The following is a 12,575-nucleotide window of genomic DNA, read 5'->3' as shown; positions in this document are numbered from 1 at the left end:
GGGGTGTCTCAGGAACTGCATCGCAGTGTGTTGTTGCGCGAGGCCGTGGACGCCCTGGTGACCGATCCGGGCGGTTTTTATATAGACGGCACCTTCGGCCGCGGCGGCCACAGCGCATTGATTCTGGAGCGATTGAATGAAAGCGGACGCCTGCTGGGGGTGGACAAGGACCCGCAGGCGGTGGAATTCGCGCGCGAACGCTTTGCCGGTGAGCAGCGCTTTTCCATCTGGCACGGCTCCTTTGCCGACATGGACCTGGCCGCGGCGGACCGGGCCGGCCGGGTGACCGGCATACTGCTGGATCTGGGCGTTTCCTCGCCGCAGCTGGACCAGGCCGAGCGCGGCTTCAGCTTTATGCAGGACGGCCCGCTCGACATGCGCATGGACACCAGCCGCGGCATCAGCGCGGCGGACTGGGTCAACAGCGAGTCGGAAGCGGAGCTGGCGCGGGTATTCAAAGAATATGGCGAGGAGCGATTTGCCCGCCGCATGGCCGCCGCCATAGTGCGGCGCCGGGCGGAAAAGCGCTTCGAGCGCACGCTGGACCTGGCGGAGGTGGTCAAGGCCGCCAACCCCGCCTGGGAAAAGGGCAAGCACCCGGCGACACGCGTGTTCCAGGCCATCCGCATCCATATCAATGGCGAGCTGGAAGACCTGCAGCAGGCGCTGGAAAAGTCCCTGCAGCTGCTCGCGCCCGGCGGGCGCCTGGTGGTGATCAGCTTCCACTCGCTGGAAGACCGCATGGTGAAGCGCTTTATCCGCGACAAGGAGCGCGGCCCGCAGCTGCCGCGCGGCCTGCCGGTGAGGGACAGCGAAATAGTGAAGACGGTGCGCGCCGTCGGCAAGGCGATCAAGGCCGACACCGGCGAAGTGGGCGAAAACGTCCGCTCTCGCAGCGCGGTGATGCGGGTCGCGGAAAAGCTGGGCTGAAGCTGGGTTGAGAGCAGTTCGAATGAGCGGGAAGAAGATACTGGTGGTGGCGCTGCTGTGGCTGGCGACCATCGCCTCCGCCCTGGCGGTGGTGCACACCACCCAGCGCAACCGCGAACTGACCGCCGAGCTGGGGCGCGCGCAGAAGGCGCGCGACGAGCTGCGCTACGAGCAGGAGCGGTTGCTACTGGAGAAGGGCGCCTGGTCCGCCTACAGCCGTATCGAAAAGGCGGCGCGGGAAGAACTGAATATGCACGTGCCCGCTGCGAATGAGCGGGTACTGGTAACGAAAAAATAACGTTTACGAATACTTCTAACGATTACTTCGAATAAGTCTCACAGGGACTTTGTTATGGGCGCAGTCAGGAAACAGCAGATTCAGCCGGGTATCGCCCGCTGGCGCTTTGCGCTGGTGGCGGCCCTGCTGTGTCTGCTGGCCCTGGCCCTTGTCTATCACCTGGCGCGCCTGCAAGTGCTGCCGGAGGCCGAGCGCGGCTACCGTTTCCTGCAGGACCAGGGGCGCGCGCGCACCATCCGCACCGAAGAGATTGCCGCCTACCGCGGCGCCATCGTCGATCGCAACGGCGAACTGCTCGCGGTCAGCACCCCGGTGCACAGCCTCTGGGCCAACCCGCAGCTGCTGCGCGAGGCCAGTGCCGACGAGCTGCGCCGCCTGGCCGCGGCCCTGGAGCTGAAGCCGGCGGTGCTGGCCAAACGCCTGGAAAAATACCGCAACAAGGAATTCATGTACCTGCGCCGCCACCTGTCGCCGGAGCAGGCGAACAGGGTGCTGGGCCTGGATACGGCCGGTGTCTACAGCAAGAAGGAGTACCGCCGTTTCTACCCGGCCGGTGAGGTGGTGGCGCAGCTGCTGGGCTTTACCAACATCGACGACCGCGGCCAGGAGGGGCTGGAGCTGGCCTACAACGACTGGCTGTCCGGCCAGCCGGGCGCGCAGCAGGTGGTCAAGGACCTGAAAGGGCGCACGGTGCAGGATCTGGCGACACAGCGCGAGGCGCGCCCGGGTCGCGATCTGCGCCTGTCGATCGATATGCGCCTGCAGTATCTGGCCTATCGTGAATTGAAGCGCGCGGTCACCGAAAACGGTGCCGCCTCCGGCTTTATGGTGATCCTCGATACCAAGAGCGGCGACGTGCTGGCGATGGCCAACCAGCCCTCCTTCAACCCGAACAACCGCAGCGGTGTTGCGGCCGCGGCGATGCGCAACCGTGCGCTGATCGACCAGTTCGAGCCGGGCTCCACCGTCAAGCCGCTCACCGCGCTGGCGGCGCTGGAGAGCGGCCGCTATCAGCCGCATACACCGATCAACACCAGCCCCGGCTATATCCGCGTGCCGGGCAAGACCCTGGTGGACCCGGTCAACTACGGCCAGCTCGACCTGACCAGCGTGATCACCAAGTCGAGCCAGGTGGGCATTACGAAAGTTGCCCTGGACCTGGAACCAAACGCTCTGCGGGAACTCTTTTACCGGCTGGGGCTGGGGGAGACGGTCGGCAGCGGCTTCCCCGGCGAGGCGGCGGGGATACTGCCCAGCCGCAGTCGTTGGCACCCAATCGAGCGGGCCAACTTCGCCTTCGGCTACGGTTTAACAGTGAACGGCGTGCAGCTGGCCCAGGCCTACAGCGTGCTGGCCAACGCCGGGCTCAAGCGCCCGGTTTCGCTGGTTTTGTCCGGCGACAATTCTGCCGGCAAGTCCGCCGCTGCCTCGGAGCGGGTGGTCGAGGCACCACTAGCCGAGCAGGTCACCGCGATGCTGGAAACCGTGATCGGCCGCGGTACCGGCAAGCTCGCCGCCGTCGAGGGTTTCCGCGTGGCCGGCAAGACCGGCACCGTGCACAAGGTGGGCAGCGACGGCTATGCCGACAACCGCTACAGATCGGTGTTCGCGGGCTTTATCCCCGCCGACCGGCCGCGCCTGGCCGCGGTCGTGGTGATTGACGATCCGAGCCACGCCAAATATTACGGCGGCGAAGTGGCCGCGCCGGTATTCGGCGCGGTGATGGCCGGCGCCATGCGCCTGTTGCAGGTGCCGCCGGCGGAAGTGGCGCCGGCGGAGCAGCAGCTGGCTGCGCAACTGAACGAAAGGGGTACTAAATCGTGAGTCAGCGCGAGCAACGCACAGTTTCTCTGAAAGACCTGGTGCCGGGCTACGCCGGCATTCCCGACGTGGCCGTGACCGGCGTGGCGCTGGACAGCCGTCTGGTGCAGCCGGGCGACGTGTTTATGGCCCTGCGCGGCACCGTCGTCGACGGGCGCGAATATATCGATGCGGCCATAGCCGCCGGCGCCGGCGCCGTGCTCGCCGACGGCGACAAGCTCGAGTGCAAAACCCGCGATGGCATCCAGGTCGTCAGCGTGCCCGGACTGGCCAAGCGCGTCGGCGAAATCGCCGCGCGCTTCCACGGCAATCCCACTGAGCAGATCCACCTGGTGGGGGTGACCGGCACCAACGGCAAGACCACCTGCGCCTACCTGACTTCCCAGCTGCTGGCCCGCCACTTCGGCAGCGCCGCGCTGATGGGCACCATCGGCAACGGCATCTGGACCGACGGCCATATCGAACTGCAGGAGACCGGCCTCACCACGCCGGATCCGGTGCGTCTGCAGGCGGACTATGCCGCCTTCCGCGATCAGGGCGTGCGCGCCGCGGCCATGGAGGTCTCCTCCCACTCCCTGTCCCAGGGGCGGGTGCACGGGCTGATCTTCGACACCGCGATTTTCACCAATCTGTCGCGGGACCACCTGGACTACCACGGCAATATGGCCGCCTACGGCGCCGCCAAGGAAAAGCTGTTCGGCCTGCCGAAGCTGAAGCGCGGCATCATCAACCTGGATGACCCCTTCGGCGCCCAGCTGGTGGAGCGCTGCAAGCTGCGCAATCTGAAGGTAATCACCTACGGCCTGCAGGCGGGCGACCTGCACGCGACCGACCTGCGCCGCCACGAGGGCGGTTTCTCCGTGCAGCTGACCACGCCCTGGGGCAGTGGCGAACTGCGCGCGCCGCTGATCGGCGACTTCAATATTCACAATGCGCTGGCGGTAGTCGCCGCCGCGGCGTCAGCGGGCATGCCGTTCGAGGACATCCTCACCGCCTTCCCGGCCATCAAGGCCGTACCCGGCCGCATGGAGCGGGTAAAAGTCCCGGGCGCAGACGCCAGTGCAGAGGCTGACGTGGGCGTGCTGGTGGATTACGCCCACACGCCGGATGCCCTGCGCGCGGCGCTGGCCGCGGCGCGGCCCTACTGCCGCGGCAAGCTCTGGTGCGTGTTCGGCTGCGGCGGCGACCGCGATACCGGCAAGCGCGCCCCCATGGGCCGCATCGCCTCGGAGATGGCGGATCACGCCATAGTCACCAGCGACAATCCCCGCAGCGAGGATCCGCAGAAGATTATCGACGACATTCTCGAGGGCGCGGCGAGCAATATCGAGGTGGAAATCGATCGCGCGACCGCGATTGCGCGCGCCGTCGCCGCGGCGCAGCCCGGCGATATCGTGCTGATCGCCGGCAAGGGCCACGAGGACTACCAGATTATCGGCAGCGAGAAGATTCACTTCTGCGACCGCGAGCAGGCCGCCGCGGCGCTGCAGAAGCGGGCTGGCAGACAAAAAGACCAAGTAGCGGGGGCCGCCGAGTGATCAGTCCGCTCTCCCTGCAACAGCTACAAGGGCGCTTCGGCGGCGAGCTGATCAACGGCTCGGTGCAGTTCGAGCGCGTGTGCACCGACACACGCAAACTGGAGCCGCAGGCCCTGTTAGTTGCGTTAAAGGGAGAGAACTTCGACGCGCACGATTTCGTCATCGAGCTGGCAGGGGCCGGCGAGCTGGAAGGGCAGGCGCTGGGCCTCGTGGTGGATCGGGAGATCCCCGGCTGCAGCCTGCCGCAGTGGCGCGTGGCCGACACCACTATCGCGCTGGGGCAGATCGGCCGGCTGTGTCGCGAGCAGTTCAAGGGCCGGGTGATCGCGATCACCGGATCCTGCGGCAAGACCACGGTGAAGGAAATGCTCGCGGCAATTTTTGCCCAGCGCCACCACCCCTGCGTGACGCGTGGCAACCTGAACAACCAGTTCGGCCTGCCGATGACACTGTTCGGCCTGTCCGCGGATCACGACGTGCTGATTCTGGAGATGGGCGCCAGCGGCCCGGACGAGATCGGCTATCTGTGCGGAATCGGCAAGCCGCAGGTGACGGCGGTCAACAACGTGATGCCGGCGCATGTCGAGGGCTTCGGCTCCGTGGATGCCATCGCGAAGGCCAAGGGGCAAATTTATACAGGATTGGATGTGGGCGGCACCGCGGTGATCAACACCGACGACGGCTACGCGAATTACTGGCTCGATCGCCTGCCCGCGGGCGTGCGCAGCCTGGAAGTGGGCCTCGGACACCAGTGCGCCATCCACGCCGACAACATCGAATTGAATGACAGCGGCTGCCCGTCCTTCGACCTGGTGATCGAGGGACTGGCACACCCGGTGAAGCTGCAACTGCTCGGCGAACACAATGTGCACAACGCGCTGGTCGCGGCCGGCTGCGCCTTCGCCGCCGGCGTACCCGCGGCGGAGATCGCCAGCGGCCTCGGCAAGCTGGGCGGGGTGGCCGGGCGTCTGCAGGAAGCGCGCGGCCAGCGGGGCGCGACGATTATCGACGACAGCTACAACGCGAACCCTGGCTCTGTGGGCGCAGCAATCGAACTGCTGGCGCAGCGGCGCGGCAAGAAAATCCTGGTGCTCGGCGATATGGCCGAGCTGGGTGCGGATGCAGAGGAAATGCACCGGAAAATCGGCGAACTGGCACGGGAGCGCGGACTGGATGCGCTATTTACCCTGGGTCCACTGGGTACTGCCGCCGGTGTCGCCTTCAGTGCGGGGCGGCACCAGCCGCTGCACAACTACCGGGACAGGGAGCCGCTGATTGCGGCACTGACCCACGAACTGAATAAAGACACCACGGTGCTGGTGAAGGGTTCCCGCAGCGCCCGCATGGAACTGGTCGTGCAGGCGCTTTTAACCTAGCAATCCAATGGATCATCCGTGATCCATTGGATTGTCGCCCCCGAAATGCTGGCGCAGATGCGTGGATCTGCTGGCATTTCGCGGGCTTGCGACAAATCAGTCATAAACGACTGATTTGCGAGCGGGCCATCCATGGCCCTTGTTAGAATTTGAGGACAACTAATGCTGCTCTGGCTGGCAGAATTACTGCAACAACACGTGAGCACCTTCGCGGTGTTCAACTACCTGACGGTGCGCGCCATTCTCGGTGCGCTGACCGCGCTGGCCATTTCCCTGATCGTTGGGCCGCGCATGATCACCTGGCTGAACCAGCTGCAGGTGGGGCAGGCGGTGCGCGACGACGGCCCGCAAACCCATCTGAGCAAATCCGGCACGCCGACCATGGGCGGCACCCTGATCCTGGCCTCGATCTTTTCCTCGGCACTGCTGTGGTCGGATCTCTCGAACCGCTATGTATGGGTCACCCTGCTGGTGACTTTCATCTTCGGTGCCGTGGGTTTCGTCGACGACTACAAAAAAGTCGTGCACAAGAATCCGCGCGGCCTGATCGCGCGCTGGAAATATTTCTGGCAGTCCGTCGCCGGTCTGGGCGCCGCTATCTATCTGTACCTGAGTGCGACCAGCCCGGCGGAGACCCAGTTCTTCGTGCCCTTCTTCAAGGACGTGGCCATCAACCTGGGGCCGGTATTCTTTATCCTGCTGACCTATTTCGTCGTGGTCGGCTCCAGTAACGCAGTGAACCTGACCGACGGCCTCGACGGCCTGGCCATCATGCCGACGGTGATGGTCGGCGGCGCCCTGGGCCTTATCGCCTACCTGGCCGGCCACGTGGAATTCGCGAATTACCTGCACATCCCGTCGATCCCCGGTGCCGGCGAACTCGCCGTTTTCTGTGCGGCGCTCGGCGGCGCGGGGCTCGGATTCCTGTGGTTCAACACTTACCCGGCCCAGGTATTTATGGGCGATGTGGGTGCACTGGCCCTGGGCGCGGCGCTCGGCATTATCGCGGTGATTACCCGCCATGAAATCGTACTGTTCATCATGGGCGGCGTCTTCGTGATGGAGACCGTGTCGGTGATCCTGCAGGTGGCATCCTTCAAACTGACCGGCAAGCGCATTTTCCGCATGGCGCCGCTGCACCACCATTTTGAACTGAAAGGCTGGCCGGAGCCGCGCGTCATCGTGCGCTTCTGGATCATCACTGTCGTGCTGGTGCTGGCAGGTCTGGCAACCCTCAAGTTGCGCTAGGAATAAGAGTGTGGTGCACACAGCGCACCCTACGGATAACGAGAGACAGCGATAAGAAAAGTTATGACCCTGATCGCGACTTCGGAGAAAAAAGTGGTAATCGGCATGGGCGCTACCGGTATTTCGGTAGTGCGCTTCCTGCTGCGCGCCGGTTTTTCTCCCGTGGTCGCGGACAGCCGCGCGCTGCCGCCGGGACTGGACGCCTTCCGCGCGGAATTCCCCGGGGTGCCGGTGGAGACAGGCCCGCTGAACGCCGAGACGATGCTCGCCGCCAGCGAGATTATCGCCAGCCCCGGAATCGCGCTTGCGGAGCCGGCACTGCAGCAGGCGGTCAGCGCCGGCATCCCGGTCATCGGCGATATCGAACTGTTCGCGCGCGAGCTCGGCAAGCTGGCACAGCCGCCGAAAGTGGTGGCGATCACCGGTTCCAACGGCAAGAGCACCGTCACCACCCTGGTCGGCCTGATGGCGGAAAAGGCCGGCGTCAATGTGCGCGTGGGTGGCAATATCGGCGTGCCGGTGCTGGACCTGCTCGCGCAGCCGCTGCCGGATCTGTTCGTGCTGGAGCTGTCCAGCTTCCAACTGGAAACGACCTATTCCCTGGCGCCGACCGTGGCGACGATCCTGAATCTGAGTGCGGACCATATGGACCGCTACGCCAGCCTGGCCGACTATCACCGCGCCAAGCAGCGCATCTACCGCAACGCCAGGCAGCTGGTGGTCAACCGCGCCGACCCGCTGACCCGCGGCCCGCTGTCCCGCGAATGCCGCGAATGGAGTTTTGGTCTCGACCAGCCGGACCTGCAGCAGTTCGGTGTCCGCCGCTTCCATGGTGGCCGCGAAAGCGGAAATCAACAGGAGTGGCTGGTGCAGGGCCTGGATAAACTGCTGCCCGTCAGTGAGCTGGCCATGGTCGGCATGCACAATGTCGCCAACGCGCTGGCGGCGCTGGCACTCGGCAATGCGGTGGACCTGCCGGTGGCCGCGATGCTGGCGGTGCTGCGCACTTTCAAGGGGCTGCCGCACCGCTGCGAGCGGGTTGCCGACCTGGACGGCGTCACTTATGTGAACGACTCCAAGGGCACCAACGTCGGCGCCACCCGCGCGGCGCTCGACGGCCTCGCTACGGCGACGAACAAGATCGTGCTGATCGCCGGTGGCGACGGCAAAGGGGCGGACTTCTCGCCGCTGGCGGAAGCGGCCGGCGCACTGCGCGCGCTGGTCGCCATCGGTGTCGACGGCGACAAGGTCGCGGCGGCATTCGCAGGCAAGACCGCTATTCACCGCGCCATTTCCATGGACGACGCGGTGGCGCAGGCGCGCGCGCTGGCCGAGCGCGGCGACTATGTGCTGTTGTCGCCGGCCTGCGCCAGTTTCGATATGTATCGCAATTTCGAGGCGCGCGGCGACGATTTCCGCCGCGCGGTTGCGGCCCTCAGCGGCAGTTTGACCGCGGGAGGTGCCGAATGAGCGAGATGAAGGCCGCCGTGGCAGACGAAAAGAATCTCGACTGGCTGCTGCCGTTCTGCGTGCTGGCACTGGTCAGTATCGGTGTGGTGATGGTGGCGTCGGCATCCATTGCGTACGCGGTGGATGTGTACGGCGATTCCTGGTTCTTCCTCAAGCGCCACCTGATGTATCTGGGCGTGGGCGCCGTGGCGGCATTGATAGTGAGCCAGGTGCCGCTGTCGGTATGGTCGCGCCTGTCCTGGCCGCTGCTGCTGTTTTCCTGCCTGTTGCTGATGGCGGTGCTGGTGCCCGGCATCGGTCGCGAGGTCAACGGCAGCCGCCGTTGGCTGGCGCTGGGCTCGATCACCGTGCAGCCGGCGGAAGTGGCCAAGTTCTGCCTGCTGGTGTTTTTTGCCAGCTTCCTGACCCGCCGCAACCAGCAGCTGCGCCACTGGAGCAGCTTTATGGTGCCGGTGGTGATTCTCGGTGTCGTCGCCGTACTGTTGCTGTTGCAGCCCGACTTCGGCTCGGTCGTGGTGATTTCCGGTACCGTGCTGGCGATGGTGTTTCTCGCCGGCGCGCGCCTGCCGCACACCTTCTTGCTGGTGGGCGCGGCGGCCTCGGGACTGGCGCTGATGGCGCTGGTGAGCCCCTACCGGTTGCAGCGGCTGATGACCTTCCTCGATCCCTGGGGCGACCAGTTTGCCAGCGGCTACCAGCTGACCCAGTCGCTGATCGCCTTCGGCCGCGGGGAATGGGTCGGCGTCGGCCTCGGCAACAGCGTGCAGAAACTCTTCTATCTGCCGGAGGCGCACACGGACTTTATCTTCGCCATCCTCTCCGAGGAGTGGGGCATGGTCGGCGGCCTGGTGGTGATTGCACTCTTCGCCGCCCTGACCTGGTCGCTGCTGCGGCTGGTGCGCGGCGCCCTGGCACAGCAGAAGTATTTTGCCGCGCTGCTGGCCTTCGGCATTGCCGTACTGCTGGCGGGCCAGGCATTCGTGAATATGGGCGTGGCCTCCGGCCTGCTGCCCACCAAGGGACTGACGCTGCCGTTTGTCAGCTCCGGCGGCAGCAGCCTGGTGGTCTGTTGCGCGCTCTTCGCGCTGGCATTGCGCCTGCAGTCGGAGCTGAAGGATAAATCCAGTAGCGAAAAATCCGGCCTCGGCACCATTCGACAGCTGCCGATCTTCAACCCGTTGCAGGTCGGGGATCGCGCACTGAAAGGGGAGGCGGCCTGATGTCTGACCAGCCCCAGGAAAGCAAGGTGCCGTTTGCCGGCGGATTTTCCGGTAAAAAGTTTCTGGTGATGGCCGGCGGCACCGGCGGCCATGTGTTCCCGGCCCTGGCAGTGGCCCGCGCGCTGCAGGAGCAGGGCGCGGTTGTCGAGTGGCTCGGCACCGAGCGCGGCATAGAGGCGCAGCTGATTCCTGAGGCTGAGATTCCGCTGCACTTCATCACCGTCGAGGGCGTGCGCGGCAAGGGCAGGCTGGCCCTGCTGAAGGCGCCACTGCAGATTTTGCGCGCGGTTGCGCAGGCGCGCGCGGTGGTGAAGAAAGTGCGGCCGGACGCGGTGCTGGGTTTTGGCGGTTTCGCCACCGGCCCCGGTGGCGTCGCCGCGCGCCTCGGCGGCGTGCCGCTGATCATTCACGAGCAGAACGCAGTGGCCGGCACTACTAACCGATTGCTGGCCCGCATCGCCAGCCGCGTGCTGGAAGCGTTTCCCAGCGGACTGCCGGGCGCACAGCAGGTCGGCAACCCGGTGCGCAACGAGATAGCGCAGCTGCCGGAGCCGCAAGCACGCATCGGCAGGGAGCAGCCGCTGCGGCTGCTGGTGCTGGGGGGCAGCCTCGGTGCCGTGGCGATCAACGAGCTGGTGCCGCAGGCAGTTTCCCTGCTGGAACCGGAGCTGCGGCCGCGCATCGTGCACCAGGCCGGCAAGCGCCACCTGGACGTCGCCCGCGATGCCTATCGCCAGGCAAATGTGGAGGCGGAAGTGGTGCCGTTTATCGCCGATATGGCGGCGGCTTATAGCGCGGCCGACCTGATCATCTGCCGCGCCGGCGCCCTGACGGTGTCGGAAATCGCCGCGGCCGGCGTGGGCGCAATCATGGTGCCCTTTCCGTTTGCGATCGATGATCACCAGACCAAGAACGGCGAATGGCTGCAGCATGCCGGCGGTGCCATAGTGATTCAGCAGGATGCGCTGGATGCGGAAAAGCTGGCGGGTTTACTGAAAGAATTGTTTGCCGAACCGCAGAAGCTGCTGGCGATGGCCGAGGCCGCGCGGCGGGTGGCGAAAACCGATGCGACGGCGCAGGTGCTGGCGGCCTGCGGCGAACAACTGGCGCTGGCCAAGTAGTGGGTATAGCGGGTAAGCGGGTACGCGGAAAAGGGTTAGAGAAATGTCATCAGAACTGACGAACGCACAAGAGAGTTACAGCGTACCCACGATGCGCCGCATCCGCCGTATTCATTTTATCGGTATCGGCGGCGCCGGCATGAGCGGCATCGCCGAGGTGCTGCAGAACCAGGGCTACGAGGTTTCCGGCTCCGATCTGAAAGAGTCCTCGGTCACCGAGCGGCTGCGCAAGCTGGGTATCCAGGTACAGATCGGCCACAGCAAGGAAAATATCTGCGACGTGGACGTGGTGGTGAATTCCTCCGCGGTTCATGACGATAACCCGGAAATGGTGGCCGCCCATGAAAGGCGCATTCCGGTCGTGCGTCGCGCCGAGATGCTCGGTGAGCTGATGCGCTACCGCTACGGCATCGCCGTGGCCGGCACCCACGGCAAGACAACCACCACCAGCCTGATCGCGTCGATTTTTGCCGCGGACAGGAAAGATCCGACGTTTGTGATCGGCGGCCTGGTCAATGCGGCGGGTGCCAATGCGGCGCTGGGGGAGAGCCGCTATCTGATCGCCGAGGCGGACGAGAGTGATGCATCGTTTATTCACCTGCAGCCGATGGTCACGGTGATTACCAATATCGATGCGGACCACATGGAGACCTACGGCGGCGACTTCGAGAAGGTCAAACAGATCTTCGTCGATTTCGTGCACAACCTGCCGTTCTACGGACTGGCGGTGGTCTGCGGTGACGAAGTCAATATTCAGGAAGTGATTCCGAAATTTTCACGCCCGGTGCTCACCTACGGCTTCGACGAGGACAATGACTTCCGCATCGTCGACGTGAAGCAGGAGCCGCTGCGCAGCCACTTCCGTGTGCAGCGCCCGGATGGCAAACCGCTGGATGTCTGCGTCAATACGCCCGGTATCCACAATGTGCTGAACGCGACTGCCGCGATTGCGGTGGCGACCGACGAGGGCATCGGCGACGAGGCGATCCGCGAGGGCCTGGCGGGATTCCAGGGCGTCGGCCGCCGATTCCAGATCTTCGGTCACTTCGCGGTCAGCGACGACGCGAGTGCGGAGAAGGTGATGCTGGTGGACGACTACGGTCACCACCCGCGCGAGGTCGCCGCGACCATCAAGACGGTGCGCGACGGCTGGCCGGAGCGCCGCCTGGTGATGATCTACCAGCCGCACCGCTACACCCGCACGCGGGACCTGTTCGAGGATTTCGTGCAGGTGCTGTCGCAGGTGGACAAGCTGATTCTGCTGGACGTGTACAGCGCCGGCGAAGCGCCGATACCGGGTGCGGACGGCCGCACCCTGGCGCGCAGCCTGCGCAACCGCGGCCAGGTGGATCCGATTTTTGTCGAGACCATCGAACAGGTGCCGCCGGTGCTGGCGGATCTGCTCGAGCCGGGTGACATAGTGCTGACCCAGGGCGCCGGCAACGTGGGCGCGCTGGCCCAGCAGCTGGCGCAGTGGCGCCTGGGCGAGAAGGAATAGATGCAATTGTCTGTTCGTCATTCCGGCGCAGGCCGGAATCCAGTGGGCACCGAAC

10 protein-coding genes are annotated in these 12,575 nt (G+C 65.2%); all 10 read left to right on the top strand.

Features of this window, described 5'->3' with window-relative positions:
- Nucleotides 1–3: 3 nt before the first annotated feature.
- The 10 genes from rsmH (at nucleotide 4) to murC (ending at nucleotide 12,520) form a co-directional block, all read left to right on the top strand.
- Nucleotides 4–930 (top strand): 16S rRNA (cytosine(1402)-N(4))-methyltransferase RsmH, encoded by a 927-nt coding sequence (gene rsmH, locus RRF64_RS06740; RefSeq protein ID WP_323845066.1) that lies wholly within the window; start codon nucleotides 4–6, stop codon nucleotides 928–930.
- A 22-nt stretch (nucleotides 931–952) separates the two neighbouring features.
- Nucleotides 953–1,228: a cell division protein FtsL gene (gene ftsL / locus RRF64_RS06735; RefSeq protein ID WP_323845065.1), complete on the top strand. Its 276-nt coding sequence runs from the start codon at nucleotides 953–955 to the stop codon at nucleotides 1,226–1,228.
- 54 nt (nucleotides 1,229–1,282) lie between these two features.
- Entirely contained in the window at nucleotides 1,283–3,052 is a 1,770-nt protein-coding gene (locus RRF64_RS06730) for a peptidoglycan D,D-transpeptidase FtsI family protein (RefSeq protein WP_323845064.1), read from the top strand.
- Nucleotides 3,049–4,587 carry a UDP-N-acetylmuramoyl-L-alanyl-D-glutamate--2,6-diaminopimelate ligase gene (locus RRF64_RS06725; RefSeq protein ID WP_323845063.1) on the top strand — a complete coding sequence of 513 codons (1,539 nt, stop codon included), beginning with the start codon at nucleotides 3,049–3,051 and terminating at the stop codon, nucleotides 4,585–4,587. The genes RRF64_RS06730 and RRF64_RS06725 overlap by 4 nt, the downstream gene beginning before the upstream one ends.
- Nucleotides 4,584–5,963, top strand: coding sequence for a UDP-N-acetylmuramoyl-tripeptide--D-alanyl-D-alanine ligase (locus RRF64_RS06720; RefSeq protein ID WP_323845062.1), 1,380 nt, complete (start codon nucleotides 4,584–4,586; stop codon nucleotides 5,961–5,963). Before RRF64_RS06725 ends, RRF64_RS06720 begins: the two co-directional genes overlap by 4 nt.
- Nucleotides 5,964–6,125: 162 nt before the next feature.
- Entirely contained in the window at nucleotides 6,126–7,211 is a 1,086-nt protein-coding gene (gene mraY, locus RRF64_RS06715; RefSeq protein WP_323845061.1) for a phospho-N-acetylmuramoyl-pentapeptide-transferase, read from the top strand.
- 63 nt (nucleotides 7,212–7,274) lie between these two features.
- Nucleotides 7,275–8,681 carry a UDP-N-acetylmuramoyl-L-alanine--D-glutamate ligase gene (gene murD / locus RRF64_RS06710; protein ID WP_323845060.1) on the top strand — a complete coding sequence of 469 codons (1,407 nt, stop codon included), beginning with the start codon at nucleotides 7,275–7,277 and terminating at the stop codon, nucleotides 8,679–8,681.
- Nucleotides 8,678–9,901 carry a putative lipid II flippase FtsW gene (gene ftsW, locus RRF64_RS06705; RefSeq protein ID WP_323845059.1) on the top strand — a complete coding sequence of 408 codons (1,224 nt, stop codon included), beginning with the start codon at nucleotides 8,678–8,680 and terminating at the stop codon, nucleotides 9,899–9,901. Before murD ends, ftsW begins: the two co-directional genes overlap by 4 nt.
- Nucleotides 9,901–11,022: an undecaprenyldiphospho-muramoylpentapeptide beta-N-acetylglucosaminyltransferase gene (gene murG, locus RRF64_RS06700; protein ID WP_323845058.1), complete on the top strand. Its 1,122-nt coding sequence runs from the start codon at nucleotides 9,901–9,903 to the stop codon at nucleotides 11,020–11,022. The genes ftsW and murG overlap by 1 nt, the downstream gene beginning before the upstream one ends.
- A gap of 43 nt (nucleotides 11,023–11,065) precedes the next feature.
- Nucleotides 11,066–12,520 carry a UDP-N-acetylmuramate--L-alanine ligase gene (gene murC / locus RRF64_RS06695; protein WP_323845057.1) on the top strand — a complete coding sequence of 485 codons (1,455 nt, stop codon included), beginning with the start codon at nucleotides 11,066–11,068 and terminating at the stop codon, nucleotides 12,518–12,520.
- Nucleotides 12,521–12,575: the final 55 nt, after the last annotated feature.

It is taken from the genome of Microbulbifer magnicolonia (assembly GCF_035117725.1).
Taxonomy (GTDB): Bacteria; Pseudomonadota; Gammaproteobacteria; order Pseudomonadales; family Cellvibrionaceae; genus Microbulbifer; species Microbulbifer magnicolonia.
The sequence above is the reverse complement of the archived record's forward strand: the minus strand, read 5'-3'. Positions and strand labels throughout refer to the sequence as shown.